The 16,172-nt window shown below is 65.2% G+C and carries 19 protein-coding genes; 8 read left to right on the top strand and 11 right to left on the bottom strand.

Features of this window, described 5'->3' with window-relative positions:
• Positions 1-5: 5 nt before the first annotated feature.
• Positions 6-1,166, bottom strand: coding sequence for a M23 family metallopeptidase (locus ASF30_RS11850; RefSeq protein WP_055906594.1), 1,161 nt, complete (start codon positions 1,164-1,166; stop codon positions 6-8).
• Positions 1,167-1,278: 112 nt separating this feature from the next.
• Complete coding sequence (locus ASF30_RS11845; protein WP_055906591.1) at positions 1,279-1,797, bottom strand: hypothetical protein; 519 nt, start codon at positions 1,795-1,797, stop codon at positions 1,279-1,281.
• Positions 1,798-1,908: 111 nt separating this feature from the next.
• Here ASF30_RS11845 and ASF30_RS11840 point away from each other — a divergent pair, with 111 nt between their 5' ends.
• From ASF30_RS11840 to ASF30_RS11820, 4 genes are all read left to right on the top strand, one after another.
• A complete protein-coding gene (locus tag ASF30_RS11840) occupies positions 1,909-2,349 on the top strand; it encodes a hypothetical protein (RefSeq protein WP_055906588.1) in 441 nt (146 codons plus the stop codon).
• A gap of 295 nt (positions 2,350-2,644) precedes the next feature.
• On the top strand, positions 2,645-2,887 hold the full coding sequence (locus tag ASF30_RS11830) for a hypothetical protein (RefSeq protein ID WP_055906582.1): 243 nt from the start codon (positions 2,645-2,647) through the stop codon (positions 2,885-2,887).
• A 273-nt stretch (positions 2,888-3,160) separates the two neighbouring features.
• A complete protein-coding gene (locus tag ASF30_RS11825) occupies positions 3,161-3,703 on the top strand; it encodes a hypothetical protein (protein WP_055906579.1) in 543 nt (180 codons plus the stop codon).
• Positions 3,696-4,916 carry a chondroitinase-B domain-containing protein gene (locus tag ASF30_RS11820; protein ID WP_157497293.1) on the top strand — a complete coding sequence of 407 codons (1,221 nt, stop codon included), beginning with the start codon at positions 3,696-3,698 and terminating at the stop codon, positions 4,914-4,916. The genes ASF30_RS11825 and ASF30_RS11820 overlap by 8 nt, the downstream gene beginning before the upstream one ends.
• A 49-nt stretch (positions 4,917-4,965) precedes the next feature.
• Here ASF30_RS11820 and ASF30_RS23015 read toward each other — a convergent pair whose 3' ends face one another.
• Positions 4,966-6,630, bottom strand: coding sequence for a hypothetical protein (locus tag ASF30_RS23015; protein WP_055906573.1), 1,665 nt, complete (start codon positions 6,628-6,630; stop codon positions 4,966-4,968).
• Positions 6,631-6,736: 106 nt separating this feature from the next.
• Here ASF30_RS23015 and ASF30_RS11810 point away from each other — a divergent pair, with 106 nt between their 5' ends.
• Positions 6,737-7,528 (top strand): DUF2510 domain-containing protein, encoded by a 792-nt coding sequence (locus tag ASF30_RS11810; RefSeq protein ID WP_055906570.1) that lies wholly within the window; start codon positions 6,737-6,739, stop codon positions 7,526-7,528.
• A gap of 90 nt (positions 7,529-7,618) precedes the next feature.
• Here the strand turns inward: ASF30_RS11810 and ASF30_RS11805 are convergent, their stop codons facing one another.
• Positions 7,619-8,431, bottom strand: coding sequence for a hypothetical protein (locus ASF30_RS11805; protein ID WP_055906567.1), 813 nt, complete (start codon positions 8,429-8,431; stop codon positions 7,619-7,621).
• Between the two features lie 97 nt (positions 8,432-8,528).
• Here ASF30_RS11805 and ASF30_RS11800 point away from each other — a divergent pair, with 97 nt between their 5' ends.
• Genes ASF30_RS11800 through ASF30_RS11790 form a run of 3 tightly spaced genes read left to right on the top strand, consistent with a single transcriptional unit; the run spans position 8,529 to position 10,890 of the window.
• On the top strand, positions 8,529-10,046 hold the full coding sequence (locus tag ASF30_RS11800) for a hypothetical protein (protein WP_055906564.1): 1,518 nt from the start codon (positions 8,529-8,531) through the stop codon (positions 10,044-10,046).
• The gene (locus ASF30_RS11795) at positions 10,043-10,558 is read left to right on the top strand and encodes a hypothetical protein (RefSeq protein ID WP_055906562.1); all 516 of its coding nucleotides are present in this window, start codon (positions 10,043-10,045) and stop codon (positions 10,556-10,558) included. Before ASF30_RS11800 ends, ASF30_RS11795 begins: the two co-directional genes overlap by 4 nt.
• Before the next feature lie 2 nt (positions 10,559-10,560).
• A complete protein-coding gene (locus ASF30_RS11790; protein WP_055906559.1) occupies positions 10,561-10,890 on the top strand; it encodes a hypothetical protein in 330 nt (109 codons plus the stop codon).
• Here ASF30_RS11790 and ASF30_RS11785 read toward each other — a convergent pair whose 3' ends face one another.
• The 7 genes from ASF30_RS11785 to ASF30_RS11755 all read right to left on the bottom strand — a co-directional run bounded on the left by ASF30_RS11785 (position 10,891) and on the right by ASF30_RS11755 (position 16,158).
• Positions 10,891-11,427, bottom strand: a complete 537-nt coding sequence (locus ASF30_RS11785; RefSeq protein ID WP_055906555.1) for a hypothetical protein — start codon at positions 11,425-11,427, stop codon at positions 10,891-10,893.
• Positions 11,427-11,927, bottom strand: a complete 501-nt coding sequence (locus tag ASF30_RS11780; RefSeq protein ID WP_055906552.1) for a hypothetical protein — start codon at positions 11,925-11,927, stop codon at positions 11,427-11,429. Before ASF30_RS11780 ends, ASF30_RS11785 begins: the two co-directional genes overlap by 1 nt.
• Entirely contained in the window at positions 11,927-12,955 is a 1,029-nt protein-coding gene (locus tag ASF30_RS11775) for a hypothetical protein (protein WP_055906549.1), read from the bottom strand. Before ASF30_RS11775 ends, ASF30_RS11780 begins: the two co-directional genes overlap by 1 nt.
• A 28-nt stretch (positions 12,956-12,983) precedes the next feature.
• A complete protein-coding gene (locus ASF30_RS11770) occupies positions 12,984-13,535 on the bottom strand; it encodes a hypothetical protein (protein ID WP_055906546.1) in 552 nt (183 codons plus the stop codon).
• Between the two features lie 22 nt (positions 13,536-13,557).
• Positions 13,558-14,574, bottom strand: coding sequence for a hypothetical protein (locus tag ASF30_RS11765; protein WP_055906542.1), 1,017 nt, complete (start codon positions 14,572-14,574; stop codon positions 13,558-13,560).
• 85 nt (positions 14,575-14,659) lie between these two features.
• Entirely contained in the window at positions 14,660-15,679 is a 1,020-nt protein-coding gene (locus tag ASF30_RS11760) for a hypothetical protein (RefSeq protein WP_055906539.1), read from the bottom strand.
• Between the two features lie 32 nt (positions 15,680-15,711).
• The gene (locus ASF30_RS11755; RefSeq protein WP_055906535.1) at positions 15,712-16,158 is read right to left on the bottom strand and encodes a hypothetical protein; all 447 of its coding nucleotides are present in this window, start codon (positions 16,156-16,158) and stop codon (positions 15,712-15,714) included.
• Between the last annotated feature and the right edge of the window lie 14 nt (positions 16,159-16,172).

The following is a 16,172-nucleotide window of genomic DNA, read 5'->3' as shown; positions in this document are numbered from 1 at the left end:
GTTCGTTAGCCGACGGCGGAGCCGACGGAGGCCATGAACGGCTGCGGGTCGATGCGCTGACCGTTCTGGAACACCTCGTAGTGGAGGTGGCAGCCGGTGGAAGCGCCGGTAGTCCCGGTGTAGGCGATGACCTGTCCGGCTTCGACGTACTGGCCGACAGATACTGCGAACCCGCCGGGGCGGATGTGGGCGTACCCGGTCCAGGTGTTGGCGCCGTGGTCGATCATCAGGAACTCACCGTGGGTGCCGTCCCAGTCGGCGAAGGACACAGTGCCGGCGTGGGCGGCGAGGATCGGGGCGTCGCAGCCGGTGGACACGTCGGTGCCGGAGTGGAACCCGGAGGAGCAGCCGTCGCCGGCGCAGATGACTGCGCGGGGACCGAACCCGTCCGAGATGCCGCCAGTCGCGGGGTCGACCCAGCGGTTCTTGAAAGCGAGCTCAGCGGCGATGCGTGCGGCTTCTGCTTCCGCCGCCTTCCGGGCCTCCTCGGCCTTGCGGGCTTCCTCCTCCGCCTTCTTCTTCGCTTCGATGTCGGCGAGACGCTCGTCGGCGGCCGCCTTCGCCTTCTTCTCCGCCTTCGTGGTGGCGGCTTCGTACTTGGCGGTGTCGTCAGCGTCCTTGTCCTTCAGGAACTGCAGCTGAGCTTTCAGCTCGGCAGCTTTCACCTCCTGGGCGGCTAGGTCGGCCTCGGCCTGGGCTTGGACCTGCTTCGCAGCGTCGAGGACCTCGTCGGGTGTCGCGTCGGACGCCGGTGCGGCGCTGTCCGCAACTGCTACGGGCTGGACTGTTGGCTTCACGGGGAGTGGGGCGGCGGTGTCATCCGCGACGACGGCAGCGGCGATCGGTTCATCCTCGGAGGGGACATCGACGACGTCGCCGGTCACCTCGAGGCGGGTGTCGACCAGCTGCACGGTTGCGGCTTCAGCGACCTTCCGGGCTTCGGCCAGTTTGTGGTCGACCTGCTTGATGCTGTTCTTCAGGACAGCAGCCTGCGTGGTCGCGGCCTTCTCGTCCTTCTTCACGAAGTTGAGCTGGTTCCAGGTGGGGTTCTCCGTCGGGGCTGAGGCTGTCACCGAGAATGCGGTGGCGCTGCTGCCGCAGATGATTGCTGCGACGGAACCTGCGACGAGAAGTGAACGGATGGTGCGGGGGTGGTGCTTGTACATGGGTGCGGGGGTTTCCTTGCGGGTTGGAGCTCTTTGTCTCCACTTCCATGTGCGGCATGCGGCACTTTTGATGCCTGCGCACCACAGAAACCTTTACCGATCAGGCTTTCTGCTACTTGTCTGAACGCGAAACTGCAGCCCTGCGGCTCTCACCGAACAGGAACACACCCGCCAGAAGCCCCACCGCGCCGGCCCCAGCCGACCACCCGCACAAGCTCGTGATCCCCTCGATCGACGTCAAGGTCAACGCACCGTCGAACGCACCGTTCGCCAGGAACCAGAACCACCACGTCGCCGCGATCGACACAGCAATCGGGAACAGAAGCAGGGCATGATCCAAAGGGGCAAGCAGAAGAAGGAATGCGTGCCGCCGCGCGGCGGCCGACTGTCGGCCCGACGACACCGTCGGCAGCAAGGCGACCAGACGCGCACGGTCGACGGATCGGACAGCAGCCCGGAGCTCAGCGAGCGTCGGCGCAGCCGATGCGAGCGAACGCACCCTGGCAGCAGAGATTCCGCCCACGTGCACAGCGGCACCCACGATTACATCGGCAGCATCGACCGACGACCGTGCGGCACGGCTAAGGTCGGACCGCAGCGTGCGGGTCCGTGTGGGCGCGGCGGTCGTCATCGATGTCTCCTGGACTGCTGGTTGAGGTCGTAACCAACATGTGCGGACGCGATCTGTTCTCAGAAGAACCGCGGCATGCCGCGCATGTACGTTGTGGAAGAGGAGGCACCTATGCCGAAGAACACCGAAGTCCGCGGTCACGGACTCGCCAACGAAGGCGCACCCTTCGATATGAACGCCGACCGCATCTCATCTGGTCTGTTCGGCGGTACGTCTGGCACCGGTCGTGCGAAATGTGCCTGCGGGCAGCTCTCCGACGTCTACCAGTCCGCGTACCAGCGACGCGCATGGCACCGACAGCACAAGGCTGATGTGGCCGCGGGCACCTACCAGCCGTTCGTCCCGGCACCCGACCCGGCACCGGAGGCCCAGCCGGACTCCGTCGAGCTCGACCAGGTGTGGAAGCGGAACCTGAACGGCACCGAAGTGAGGGTCACCCGCATCGACAGCGTCGCCGGAAGCAACGACATCTACTGGCGGGCGGTCAGCGGCAACGCCAAGGGCGCCATCTTCGAGCCCACGTTCCGCATGAAGTACACGTTCGTCCGCTGATGTTCTCACCCACATGGCTGCACGAGTCCTACCGACAGCTCGACGAAGCGAACCGCTCCGACCGCAAGGACCGAGTCGAGGAAGATGTTCCCTCGTGGTCTGAGGTTCGCGCTGCTGAGCACACACGTTTCGTCGAAGTCGCTGAGCGGATGGACCAACTGTCGGCGTCCATGGCCGATGACATCGCCGAGATCCGAGCCGGCAGAGCAGCAATCGAAGCGGTGATGGGTGCGACCACCCGGCCCTAGACGGATGCTCGCCACATGCCTTCCCGGCGAACCGGAGAGGTCCTGGGATGGCTGACGCGCTGCACACCGACGATGAGCTGTTCTGGGCGATGCGCGACCCGAACACCGACAAGGCGCTCCTCGACTTGATCGCATCCGACGCTCGCACCCGCATCCGGGTGCAGTTGGCGCAGAACGTCCACGGGCCGCACCGCCAGCCGATCCTCGCGGTCCTCGAGCAGGATCCGGACCCGCGTGTCGCCGCTGAGGCCAGGCGGGCGTCGACGGTCCGCAGGTTCCGCACCGGCTGACACCCGTTCGCCACATGTCCCTCCGTCAGACACCACCGTCCGACGAAGGATCCGATGAACAGACTGTCCGTTTTTGCCCTGACCGCTGTCGCCGCGATCGCCTTGGCCGGTTGCACCGCAACAAGCTCCCCTCCGAAACCGACAGCTGAACCGGCGCCGGCTCCGACGAAGATCGCCACCGCGAAGCCGTCACCTGTCCCGGCTCCGAAGCCGACTCCTTCATCAACACCTGCTCCCGTCCCCGCGCCTGATCCGGTTCCTGCAGTGGATCCGATGGACACCATCACGCAGATCACCGTCCGCCCTGAGCAGCTCGACATGAAGGACGCCTCAGGCGAGATCATCGTCGGTCTGTCCTACGACCTGGACGTCAAGACTTTCGTGCAGAACATGACCTGGGTCATCGGTTCTGAGCCGACCATCTCGGACACACCGGGTGGGTCGGAATGGTGGCCGGTCACCCACTACAAATGGCCCGGTTTCGAGGTCATGGATGACCACGAGACCGGTGGGAAGAACATGGACATGAACTTGGCTGTCGTGTTCCTCGAACCGGTCATCGGCGGGGACATCAGCGTCTCCACCATCCAAGGGTTCCAGCCCGGCGACGACCTCGGCTGGCTGGCCAGGTACATGGACGAGCCGTACAACCCGGACTCCGACTTCAACCAGGTGCAGGCGGAGCACGGACCGCCGATCGGACCGAAGTACATGGAGAAGTACTCGAACTCGAACTCCGTCACCGGGCAGAACAGATACCAGCATGAAGGCTCTGTGATCTTCGCCCCGTACAACTTCGGCATCGGCCATGTCTAAACGAGCGCGGACCCTCGCTGCGGCGGCGCTCCTCGCGCTGACCGTCACCTTCGGGTGCGCAGCACCGGCGACAGCGGCGACTACCCCGAAGCTCGGGCCGGTCACTTCCGTCGGCACCACCTCGTTGGCGAAACCTGCTCCCGGCGGCAGGTACATCTACGTTGCGAAGACCGGCACCGACAAGGCGTTCAACACCGACCGGCGCTCCTGCATCAACATCGGATGGGAGGCTACGAGGCCGGAACGATGCCAGGCGCCGGACGCGTCCCATCCGCTCGCCACCATCTCCTACGGTGTTCAGGTGGCGAAGCCCGGTGACGTCATCGTTGTTCGTGCCGGCACCTACAAGGAAGCTGTCGGGTACGGAGCCCGCCCCGGCACCGCGTCGAAGCCGATCGTCCTTCAGGCAGCACCGAAGGAGACGGTGACACTCGCCGGGCAGTTCTACCTGAAGTCCGGGGACTACTGGACGATCACCGGCATCCACTTCAAGTACGACGCCGTCCACACCAAAGGCGAGCAGGTGGTCGCCATGTTCGGCGGCCGCGGCTGGAAGTTCACCCGCAACGAGATCGCCGGCGGCCGCGGGTACGCGAACCTGATGATCCGCGAAGACGCCACCCAGGTCGTCAAGGGCACCACAGCCGAACGGACGAAAGCCGCACCGCAGTCGTACACCGTCGCGAACAACTGCATCCGGGAGAACCTCGGGAAAGGCATCCACGGGCAGTACCACGACATCTACCTTCAACCGACCCTGTACTCCAAAGGCGGGATCGTCGAACGGAACCTCCTCGCTGGAGCTCCGGAAGGCGCGAACATCAAGGTCAGCGGATCCAACGTCACCGGCTCAGCCAACGACGTCATCATCCGGTACAACACGATGGCGTACGCCGGCACCGGCATCGTCTCCGGCCTCGCCTCCCAGAACATCAACTCGTACGGCAACGCGATCCTCGCCCAGCGGAACGGCACCAAGTACGACGCTGCGATGAAGACGTACGACGCCGCGAAGACGAAGAACATCGTGTTCACCAGCAACCTGGTCAGCGGGTACGCCATCACGAAGATCCAGTCACCCGGCGACAAGCTGATGGTCACCGAATCCACTGCTGTGAAGAAGGCAGCGCTCACCGGCTCCTACTCCGGCTGCACCGTCCGGCTCGTCGACCCGGCGCTCGCATCGAAGTACGGGGTGCAGGCGGTTGGATGACGAACGGGCGAGGCTCCGAAGAACCCCGCCCGTCTCATCTACTCACCGGCTAAGCCGCGGCGCCCCAGAGCGTCTCGCCTTCGCGGAGCTCGTCGCGGAGCTTCTCCACACCGCCCATGAACCCTTCGACGGCGGCGTCCAGGGTGTTGTAGCTGAGGCCGGCGATCGAGTCCACCTTGTTGGTCGACATGTACGACAGGCCCTTGGCCATGACCGCGTCGACGTTCTGGGCGTACCTCACAGCGGCTCGGGCGTTCGTCAGGTCCTCTTCCCGCTGTTCAGGGGACCGGTTCGGTTGCGGGTATCGGAACTCGGCGACAGCTCGCTGCGCCCGGATGAACCGGTCCTCGCTGTCCTCACCGAACATCTGGACGATGTTGCCGACCACCTCGGGGGTGATGTTCTTCGACTCCATAATCCGGAAGATCAGGCCGTCGTCGGAGATCTCCGCGAGGTTGTTCAGGAGTCTGGGGGAGACGTTCGGGTGCTTCACGATGTTCTCCAACGCGATCCCGTCCTTCCGCTCCAGCCCGTCGGCTCGGCCTTCGATGATGGTGCGAGCGGCTTCGTTGAGGAAGTCGGCGTTCAGCTTCGGGTTCTCCAGCGCGTAGCGGCGGGCCCCCGGGTCCTTCGTGTCCTGGAACCGGGGGAAGTTCTCCACCTTGTAGCGGAGCTCCGACGCGGGCCGCCCATTGTCGTGGTAAGTGGTGACGAGGATGTCACCGTTCAGGTCCTGGCGGGTCTTGATGTGTGCTCCGTCGATCCCGGGCGTCCACGAGTCGCCGGCGTTGACGCTGCCGTCCGCCTTCGTCTCCCCGACGGGCCGGCGGTCAGTGGACCAGCCGGTGCCGGTCATCTGGCCTTCGCTGTTCCACCTGGTGTGGTTCTCCACCTTGATGGAGTCCGCGTTCCTGAACAGCTGCTTCACACCGTTCGGTCCTTCCTTCGGGATCGGCTTCGGGGAGTACGCCTCCCACTTCTCGCGGATCGCTCCGTATAGGCCGGCGACGGCCAACGCGTTCTGCAGCTCGGCGAGCTTCTCACCGTCCTTCATCACGGCGGCGTATGCGGGGTTGTCCTCGTCGATGCCGGCCATCGCGCCTTCGGCTTCCTCGATGATGAGGACGGAGTTGGAGAACGTCTCCTCGTCGGTGCCCAGCGCGAAGTCGCGCATGTAGATGTTGTCGGTCATCTCGGTGAACACCTTGTCGAACGCTTCAAGGTTCTTGTCCGGGGTGAGGCCGGAGTCGGAGAACGCCTGGTCGACGGTGGCGTACTGCTCGGCGTCGTAGAAGCGGGAGACGCCGGACATGACGGGGAAGTCGTCGGTGTTGGTGTTCGGGTCGGTGGGGTCGTAGCCGGCTTGGTCGGCGAGGACGGCGATGTAGTCGTTCTGGTTGGCGGAGTTCTTGATCTCGTCGGAGATGAGGGCGTTCGCGGTGGCGAGGCTCTCCTTCGTCTTCAGGCGGGTGGCGACGTCGTCGACGCCGAGGATCTCGCCGGCGAGGTCGTAGTAGCGGGCTTGCTGCAGCGCTTCCTGGTACGCGGCGACGCGTTCCGGGTTGCCGGAGATCTGGACGGGGACGCCGCCGATGAAGATCTGGGCGCCGAACTGGCCGCCGACCTTCTTCCCGCCGGCGGCGACAGCGCCTTCGCGCTGGCGTGCGGTTTCACGGTTCAGGACTGTCGCCTGTGAGTGCTTGAAAGAGGACATGCACCGTAGGTGTGTGGCTGCCGCCGCCCACAACGGGGTGGTGCCAGTGTCGGTGGGCCGTCGATACACTCACCGGGCACCCTGCGCCGCCCACCTGAGGAGATCTGTGAGTCAACCCACCCCACCCGCCGGCTGGTACGACGACCCCAGCGATCAGACGATCCAGCGTTACTGGGATGGTGCAGCTTGGACGACGCACACGGCACCGAAGACGGCACCGGCGCCGCCGGCCGCCACACAGGTGATCCCGGCCGCTCCGGCCGCCCCCGTCGTCCAATCCCCGCAGCAGGCTGTCGGGTACGACCCGTCGGTGTACCAGTCCACGAACGTGGCCGGCCAGGTGAAGCCTGCGATGTCCCGGAAGACGATCACGTGGATCATCGTCGTGGTCGTAGCGATCGTGGTCATCGGCATGGTGTCCGCGCTGATCCGTGGGGCGAGCGACAGGCAGGACAGGCGGGAGCCTGTAGCTCAGGCCACCACCTCAGCCACCCCGGCGGAGGTCGCGCCGGAACCGTCAGAGGAGCCGGTCGTCGAGGAGCCTAGCGAAGCGCCGGTCCCGGATGCCACCTTCTTCAAGACCACCGCGAACGGGCACCTGGACGACTACACCAAGGACCTCGACGACATGGTCACCACCCTGGACGAGAACGGGTTCTTCCGGCTTCTGACGAACGAGGTGGAGTTGGCGTTCAATGTCGCCCAGCTGCAAAGCCTCGACGTCCCCGCGGCTGTGAAAGCTGAATGGGATCCGCAGATCGTGGCGCTCGACGCCGCCACCACCACGATCAGCAGCGACGTATCTGACGAGCAGTACGACACCCTCCGCGCCGACCTAGAAGCTGCCCGAGGGATCGCGAACACGATGCACGACATCGCCAACCGCGCAGCTCCGTGACCCGAACACGGGACCGTGACCCGAACACGGCAAAGAGGAAGCGGCGGTCCCAGTGGGGCCGCCGCTTTCTTGTTGGTCAGGAGGTGTGGGTCACACCCATTCGGAGATGACGATGTCGGTGTTGTCGCCGAACTGGTCCCTACGGAGGATCGAGCGGGCCTCGTCGGATGAGGGCAGCTGGATCAGGTAGAAGTCCTCGAGGTGGGTGTAGAAGTCGATTCCGTCCACCTGAGGGAGCTCGGTCTCACCGTCTTCCAGGTCGATCCCGGTGATTAGGACGTTGCCGTCCTTGTCGAGGATCGACTCGACTGCAGCGGAGGAGTCCGTGGAGTGCCACACCAGACGTACCCGCTCTGCGGTCGGGAACTGGTTCTTCACCACGTGGGAGATGCCTCGTGCGGTGCCGCCCTGAATGCGCCGGAACGCCTCGTCGGCGATCCGGCCATCGGACTCGATCTGAGCGAGGATCGACTTCTCAGGGGAAGCCGGGACGTCGTAGACGCGTGCGTTGTCCCACTCCATGCCCAGTTCGTAGATGAGGTGGCGCACCTCGGAGTCCAGGTCGTCGTCGCCCATACCGTCGTACAGCTCGACACCGGCGATGTCAGCGACGGTGTACCAGGCGTACCCCTCATCGTCGAGGTTGACCTGAACCTGGGCGACGTTCGGGAAGTCCTCGGCGAGACGCTCAGCGATGATCTGGACGATGACCTCCTCACGGGCGCGGTCAGCTTCCGCCTTCTGGCGGTCGAGGGCTTCGAGTCGGAGCTGCAGCGCGGAGACCTGCGGCTTCGCGGCATCCTCCGTCTCGCTGAGGTTCTGGGTGGCGTACTGGCCGGACGAGACGCCGGGCGGGGTGATCTGGGCGGTGTTCTTCAGACGGAAGTCGTTGGTTTCTGACATGCCGTCATAGGTGTGTGGCCGGGTGTCCGCTCAAGAGAGGACTCGAGGGTTTCCGGGGTCAGCGAATAGGCTGACTCTTCGACCGGATGGGGGGACCGTGGCCGACGCGCTCAGGGAGCTTCGCTCGATCGCCGCTGCCAGCCCGTACACGGACGGCGACGGCCCGTTGCACAAGATGGTCGGTGCCCTCCAGGAGGCGGCTGACGCGTACCGGTCCGCAGCCGCTGACCCCGGCATCGAAGGGTTGACCGGCGACGCCATCACGCGCTCAGCGGCGTCCCGCGCCCGCCGATACGACGACGTGCAGCAAATCGTCGAGAAGGTCCGCGGGTACCTGCGGGAAGCCGACAGCATCCGTGCCGATGCGGCCTCAGCCTTCAACAAGATCCCGCACTCCTACATCGGCTACCCCGACGAAGCTCTCCAGCGCATAGAGGATGACTTCGACCAGCTGGCGATGAAGGTGGAAGCTGCCGCCGCCGAGCTCGCCGCGATCACCACCAACGCGCAGAGCGCAGCCGGCGCAGCTACCAGCCCGTTGAAGCTTGGCGGTTACACCTCCAACCAGCTCGCGCACCTGTCCGACGACAAACTTCGGGACCTGGCACTGCGCTGGTCGATGGACCCGGAAACCGCAGCCGCCTGGTGGGCGAGCCTGCCCGCAGCAACCATGTTGCTTCTGACTAAGAAGGCACCGTGGCTGGTCGGCTCCCTCGACGGGATCCCCGCGACCGCACGCGTGGCAGCCAACCAGGTGATGGCCGCCGACCGCGCTGACGACCTCACCGAACGGGAAGCCAATCGAGGGCTCAGCACAGCAGAGGAGGCTGAGCTCGAGTACTTGAAAGGGGTCGCGGACGGCGACATCCAGCTGTACCTGTACGACCCTGCTCGCAGTCGAATCATCGAGATGATCGGCACCCCGGGCCCACAGGTCACCGACGTTCTCACCTACTCGCCCGGCACCTTCGCCAGCAGCCCACTGTTCTACAGCGGCGGCGCCCAGATGATCGCATCCGAACTCACCGGCGGCGACCCGACCCGTCTCGCGTTCGTCGTGAAAGACGGGCTATACCCCGGCGAAAGCGCCGACGGCAGTGTCGACTACAGCCGGATCCTGGAAGCGAACGACTCGAACTCCTACGAAGTCACCAGCGACCGTCTCGTCTCCCTGCAGAACGGGCTCGACCAAGACCAGAACATCGACGACGCCCGAACCATCGGCATGGGTCACTCGTGGGGGCTGACCAACATTACCGGATCCGAAACCCTCGGCGCCCACTACGACGATGTCGTCTCCCTGTCCGGCGCGTGGATGCCCGGTGATTGGCAGGCGGACACCAGCACCGACTACAGCGACTACTCCTACGACGATGTCCTCCAGATGGCGCAAGCCACCGGCCTGGTCGGTGACGGGAACACCCCACGCTCAGACGGGTCCGGGTTCGAGTACGACGACTACTACGAAGGACCGAAACCGATCGTCATCGGTGAAACCCCGAACGGACCGGTACTCGACCTGGACGCCGCGGCGAAGAACCACGACCTGGTGGCGTCCAAGAGCTGGGAGAATCGCCTGGTGATCGACACTATGAAGCGGGACCTCTTCGGATGAGACACATCCGCCCTGTCGCCGTCGTCGCAGCGGCACTCCTGCTCGGTGTCCTCGCCGGATGCGCCGACCAGCCAGCCCCTGAACCGAGCGGAACGACCATGACCGTCGAAGAAGCCAAAGCGCGCGCCCTCCAGCTCGAAGACGATGTCGTCGCAATGATTCCCGCTGAGATCGTTGCGAACGTTGACCAGCGCACCAAGATGCGGTTGTCCAACTGCGAGGAAGTCGAAGACGGCGTCACCTGGCCCGGTGAGACCGTGGTGACGTTCACAACAGCGCAAGACGGTGACGCACTGGTGCAGTCCATCAAGAAGAAGCTGGAAGCCACCGACCCGGCCCGGCTGGAGCTGGACCGCCCCAGTGACAAGTACGACCGTGTGTCGGTCGGCACCAAGGACGGGGCGATGCTCATCATCTCCTCCGGCGCCGACGACGGACTCACTCTGACGATCGCGTCGTACTCACCGTGCGTGCAGCTTGCCGAGGGTCAGAGCCGGTTCAAGGACTACTGAGCATGACGCAGATCGCACTGCACGCAGATCGGCTGTCAGCCGTTGAACATGAACTCTCAGACGCAGCCGCTGGGCTGAGCGCCGCCGGCAGCCCATCAGACGCAGCCAACCTGGCGATGCTCCCCGCCACACTCCGTCTCGACCGTGCGATCGCCGGGCTCGCCGGTGAGCTCGGCCGCGTCGGATCGTCGTTCGCCGCGGAGACCGGTCAGTTCGACACTGACCTGCGAGCTTCCGCGGCGGACATGAACACCGTCGATGAAGCGGCCACCGAAGCGCTCCAGCAGGTGGCGTCGGCCGTCAACTCAGGGTGGCGGCGTGAGCTGCGGTAGTCAGACGCCGATCGCATCGCAGCGGCCCAGGTCCGCGTAAGCGTCCATCATCGACTCTGCGATCTCGAAGTTCTGGGTCGGCAGACCAGCGCCGATCCCGGTGTCGGAATCTAGGTCGATGGTCTCCGGGGTGAAGCTCTCGAACGACCATCCGTACGCGCCGTACTTGTCGTTCAGCTCGCGTTCGTACCAGTCGAGGTCCATCATCCCGTCGATGTCGTAGGCGACGCCTTCGCCGCCATCGATGGGCATGTACGCGAGGGCGTGGATGACTGAACGGTCCTCGCGGAGGTACACGAGGATGTCGTCGCTGCCGATCCGCTTCGACAAGGCTGAGGCGAAAGCGATGCACTGCCCTGATTGGAACGCCCATTCGGCATCGAAGTTCAGCACCCCGGGGGTGAGTTCGTAGGTGGAGCCGCCAGCGATCTCCACAGTCACGGTGTCCGCTGAGACGAGTTCCGCCTCAGCCGCCGACTTCTGCTGCGGGAGTGAGCCGGCCAGCTTCCCGTCAGCGTTCTGCAGGTAGACGCTCATCAGATCTCCCGGAACCCTTCCGGTCCGAAGCCGTCCTCGAGCCACTGGTCGATCATCGTCGAGGCGGTCTGAACGTCCTGCTCCGGCAGGGTGAACCCGAGCTCGGACTCCGCCAACCGGTCTAGGTCAGCGACAGTCCAAGGCTCCCAGCGGAAGTCGTCCTCGTCGAGGCCGTGCACCTCAGCGAACGATTCCTGATCGGTGGCACCGTCGACATCGAACAGTTCCCCGCCGACTTCGACGAGCGCGTGGATGATGAACTCATCCTCTGTGTCGACGCACAGGACGATCTCGTCCACGTTGAACCGGCGGGCGGCGGCCGCGGCGAACGCGACGCACTGCCCGTTCAGGAACGCTTCGCGGGCGCCGGCATCCAGCCGACCGGGTGTGACCTGCTGCTCGCCGTACACGGTGGACAGCGTCACCTCGGGTGCGGACTTCGGTTGAGGCAGAGAGCCGACCATCTTCCCGTCGGCTCCCTGCAGGAATGCGTTCTTCATCAGTACGTGCCGCCGGGAGCGGACGCTCGGAACTCATCCGGGGTCAGGCCGCGGTGCTGCCGGCCCGACTGTGCAGACCAGGAGCCCGGCTTGTCGGGAGTGTCGACCGTCACCGGGTTCCGGTCCGTGGCTCGTGCCTTCAATGTCGGGAGGACAGCGTCGACGGTCTCCCCGTCGTACGGGTCGTGGATGATGACGGTGACGCCGACGAACTCGAACTCACGGCCGTCAGGGTTGGTGCGGCCGAACTCGTCTGATGGGATGCGAGCTTCGTGGAGGGTGCCGTTCCAGGCGACGTCGACAGTGAGCTCAGACCAGTCCTTCGGGCCGTCCTCGACGAGTCGGCGTGCAGCCTCCACCGTCTCCGGGTGCTCCGGGTCGGCGCCGTGCTCAGCGAAGATCCCGAGCAGAACCTGCCGGCGGGCGGCGGCCTGAGCGTCAGCGTTCGCCTCGTCGAAGAACTCGATGCCGGTGATCCCGGTGCCGGCAGCCTGCTCGACGATCGTCTTCCCCAGCGGGAGACGGAACAGCTGCTTCTCGGTCATGTGGGTGAGGATGCCGACGGCGTCGTGACGGTCGACCTCCATGACCGCTTCGACGATCTCGTTCCGGTCGTCGTCGTCCATCGAACGCCAGTCAGCTCCGAGCTTCCGGGTGATGTCTTCAGCCTCCTGCTCAGCGGCTGCGCGGTGCGCCTTAGCCAGGCGCTCCTTCATCTCCTCGCGGACGTCGGCGACCTCTCCGCGGAGGATCGCGTCCATCTGGTCGGTGGTCAACCCGTCGACGGCGTCCGAGTAGAACGTGTTCACGGTCTCCTTCACACCGTCCTTGCCGGTGTAAGTGCGGACGGTGCGGGCGATCGCGTCGCCGACCGTCTCGTACTCCAACACGTTGAACGGGTAGGCGGGAGCTGCGACGATACCGTCGATCACCTGCGCGGAAGCGCCTTGGTGCTCCTTGGGTGCGATCCATCCGCCGTTGCCGACGAGGCCGACGTTCTTGTACCGGGTGAGTGTGCTTTCTGGCATGACACGTAGGTGTGTGGCTTGTGGGGGGTCAGAAGTGGATGAACTCGGAACGGCGAGCTGAGAACCTTTCGGTCGCCTCGGCGACCAGCTGTTCCTTGTGGGCGAGCCGGAGCTGCGGCGGCAATGCGGCGAGCTCGTCATGGAGGCGGGTGCGGACGAAACGGTCACGAGCTTTCGACTGCAGCAGGTAGGCATACTGGCGGTGAGTCCACGGGAACCCGAGATCCATGGCTTCGCGGTGCTCAGCCAGGTTCGCCAGACCGCCGCCGGCGACCTCCTTCCCGAGCATCACCCCGTACCGGTACTGCCGGTACACATGACCGGCGAGCCGGCCGGAGACGAACATCCAGAGGCGTGAGCCGGTGACCGCGGTGACGACCGCGGTGACCAGGACGATCCATCGGAGTTTGAGGGCGAACGCGGAATCGGTTGTCCACCGGGCGGCGGACACCAGATGGGGTTTCACCTTCCGGGCTACAGGCTTCAGCTTCGTTGCGACCGGTGCGGCGCCGATCGACGTGATGCGGGCAGTCACCAGGGCAGCGTCGACGAGCCGGTCAGCGACCGGCCGGGCGGTCACCTGGTAACTATGGGCGCCCATGTCAGATGATCCGCTCCAACGCGGTGAACGTCATGTCGGTCGTCTTTCCGTCCCAGCAGGTCTGGTACAGAACGTCGTAGCGTTTCGGGAGGTTGCGGGCGTCATCAGTCCACCCGTTCGCGCGGGCGACAATCCCCAGCACTCGGTACTGGCCGGTGAGGCCGCCGGTGAACGTCACCTTCGCGCCACGCTCCTGGGGGAAGTTCTTCCCGCCGCACGACCAGTGCTCCGCGACGGTCTTCACCTTGTAGTGGGCGGTGACGTCGACCGATCCTTTGCACGCGTCGACCTCCGGCTGCCACCCGGCGGTGTTCACGTACTCGATGAACCCGGGGTCATCTGAGTCACCCACGCCGCCGTCGTCGCCGCCCGCGGAACCGGAGCCAGCCGACCCGGAACCTTCAATCGGCCCGGTCCCGGGACCGAAACCACCCTGCCCGTTCGAGACCGTCCCACCCGCCGCAGCGACAGCATCCGCCGTTGCCTGAGCAGGTCCGGCAAGCTTCGCGATCAGAGCATGCTCATCGAACTCCGGGAACACCAGACCGTCGATGGAGTCAGCAGCCGTGAGGAACTGGGCGCCACCGTCGAACCAAGTCGACCCGGGCCTCCCCTTCGGCAGCTTCGTGGAAGCGATCCCACCCTTCGGGCCGGCAATGTCAGCCTCCACAGCAGCGATCGCATCAGCGAGCACCTGCCGGGCGCCGGAATCGCCGACCTGCCCGTCAGACTCCTCCAGCAGCAGGCCGGCGTCACCGAGGGCGTTCTGCACATCAGCGAGCTTCTGCGACGCGACACGGTGCTTCACCTCGAACAGGGCGACAGACTCCTTGTACCGGTTGATCGACGCGTGCGCCTCATCGAGCTTCACATCGTTGAACTGCCACAGCAGCACAGCGCCGGCCATGCCCAAGAACAGGGCGGTCGTCAAAGCGAACCCGCCGAACCACGGCAGGAACGGGAAGATGAAGAACCGACGCTTCTTACGGTCGTCGTCAGTGCGGGTGTCAGCAGTCAAGGTGGATCCGATCTAAGGCAAAAAGGGAGAGGTGGGAGGACCGTCCGGGCTCGGTTCGCAGTTTCACGACCTACATGTGCGGAAATCAGGCAACCCGTCTGAGACCGACAAACGTCATGTCCGACGAGTCACCCGCCCAGCACGTCTGGTACAGAAGATCGAAGCCCGACGGGACATCCGCGACACCGTCCGTGTTCACGTTCAACCTGGCCACAACACCGATGACCTCGAACTTCCCGGACACCACCCCGGAGAACTCCACGATCGCCCCGGCAGCCGTCGGGAAATCACGGCCGCCGCACGACCAGTGCTCAGCAACCGTCCGCTTCCCCCAGTAGTTGTCAGAGATGTCCACCGACCCGTCACACGCGTCAATCTCCGACTGGAACCCCGCAGTGCGCACCCACTCCGTGTGGGCGATCGTGTTCAGGCGGTCCTGCTCCTTCCGCCACGCGGCCTGAGCGGCGACCACCGCAGCGGCCGGAGCAGCGAGGATGTCGGTCTTGGCGGCGGCGGCGGCGGCGGCGGTCGGCAGCTCGATCGCAGCGATCTTCTTCGCGGCTTTCACGTATTCGACACCGTGGTCCCATGCCACATGCTTCGGCTTCACATCCGGAAGCGCTGCAGCGGATACGGCGTCGGCGGCCTCCTTCACCTCAGCCGACCGGATCTTGATCGCATCCGCCAGCTGCTCGCGGGCGATGTTGTCGAACGTCTTCCCAGCCGAACCGTCCAACACCTCCTGGGCTTCAGCTACAGCAGCCTCCGCTTCGTTCACCGACTTCTGCGCATCCATCTGATCCGCGAAGAACACAGTCACAGCAGACCGGTACCCAGCCGCAGCAGCCTTCGTGTCAGCGACCTCCGCATCGGAGAGCTGGGAGAAGATCAGGACGGAGATGCCGAAGATCGCGGCGACCACAACGGCCGTGGCGACGATCAGGTTCGTGCGGAGGCGGCGCTTCCTGTCCGCTGGCGCTTCGTTCCGGTAGGGGTCGTCTGGCCAGTCGGTGTCGTCGTCGGCGTAACCGTACGACGTCTCGGGGACCTCGATCGGGTCCGGGAGTTCGGACGGGTCATCGGGGCGCGTGGGGCTCTCAGTCATACGGTTCTATGCGCGAGTGACACGCTCGGCTGTCAGGCGGCGACGGCGGAACCCCAAAGCTGGAAGATGTGCCGCAGAGTGCGGGTGTGAGCTTCATCGGCCAGATGCGCTTCCCGGCCGTTCGGAACAGCAGGCTGCTCCACCTCGACACGGGCGAGGAGGCCGGGGGTGTCGTTACTGTCGACTGTCCCGGCGACATGGACGTGGATGGTGCCGCCAGGGGAGAACGGGACAAGGAAATGGAGACGGTCCTCCTCGGGGATGACCGCGGTGTTGATGCTGGCGTCGAACAGGTCGCCGGCGATCACATCGAGCGCGTCGACCAGGTGCCGACCAGGCTCTGTGCCCACCCACGGTTGGGCTTCCACCCAGCCGGTGGCGACACCACGACCGGTCGGACCGACGAGCGCTTCATGGGGCAGGTGCAGGTTGACGCCGCCGATGCTGGCGGCCTGTCGAAGGGTGGCTAGGCGGTCCACGATGAGTTACTCCT

It is taken from the genome of Leifsonia sp. Leaf264 (assembly GCF_001422325.1).
GTDB lineage: Bacteria > Actinomycetota > Actinomycetes > Actinomycetales > Microbacteriaceae > Orlajensenia.
The sequence above is the reverse complement of the archived record's forward strand: the minus strand, read 5'-3'. Positions and strand labels throughout refer to the sequence as shown.

Excerpts from the sequence above, each read along its gene's own strand:
- ASF30_RS11850 (WP_055906594.1), bottom strand. The coding sequence starts at position 1,166 with ATGTACAAGCACCACCCCCGCACCATCCGTTCACTTCTCGTCGCAGGT.
- ASF30_RS11845 (WP_055906591.1), bottom strand. The coding sequence starts at position 1,797 with ATGACGACCGCCGCGCCCACACGGACCCGCACGCTGCGGTCCGACCTT.
- ASF30_RS11840 (WP_055906588.1), top strand. The coding sequence starts at position 1,909 with ATGCCGAAGAACACCGAAGTCCGCGGTCACGGACTCGCCAACGAAGGC.
- ASF30_RS11830 (WP_055906582.1), top strand. The coding sequence starts at position 2,645 with ATGGCTGACGCGCTGCACACCGACGATGAGCTGTTCTGGGCGATGCGC.
- ASF30_RS11825 (WP_055906579.1), top strand. The coding sequence starts at position 3,161 with ATGGACACCATCACGCAGATCACCGTCCGCCCTGAGCAGCTCGACATG.
- ASF30_RS11820 (WP_157497293.1), top strand. The coding sequence starts at position 3,696 with ATGTCTAAACGAGCGCGGACCCTCGCTGCGGCGGCGCTCCTCGCGCTG.
- ASF30_RS23015 (WP_055906573.1), bottom strand. The coding sequence starts at position 6,630 with ATGTCCTCTTTCAAGCACTCACAGGCGACAGTCCTGAACCGTGAAACC.
- ASF30_RS11805 (WP_055906567.1), bottom strand. The coding sequence starts at position 8,431 with ATGTCAGAAACCAACGACTTCCGTCTGAAGAACACCGCCCAGATCACC.
- ASF30_RS11795 (WP_055906562.1), top strand. The coding sequence starts at position 10,043 with ATGAGACACATCCGCCCTGTCGCCGTCGTCGCAGCGGCACTCCTGCTC.
- ASF30_RS11790 (WP_055906559.1), top strand. The coding sequence starts at position 10,561 with ATGACGCAGATCGCACTGCACGCAGATCGGCTGTCAGCCGTTGAACAT.
- ASF30_RS11785 (WP_055906555.1), bottom strand. The coding sequence starts at position 11,427 with ATGAGCGTCTACCTGCAGAACGCTGACGGGAAGCTGGCCGGCTCACTC.
- ASF30_RS11780 (WP_055906552.1), bottom strand. The coding sequence starts at position 11,927 with ATGAAGAACGCATTCCTGCAGGGAGCCGACGGGAAGATGGTCGGCTCT.
- ASF30_RS11775 (WP_055906549.1), bottom strand. The coding sequence starts at position 12,955 with ATGCCAGAAAGCACACTCACCCGGTACAAGAACGTCGGCCTCGTCGGC.
- ASF30_RS11760 (WP_055906539.1), bottom strand. The coding sequence starts at position 15,679 with ATGACTGAGAGCCCCACGCGCCCCGATGACCCGTCCGAACTCCCGGAC.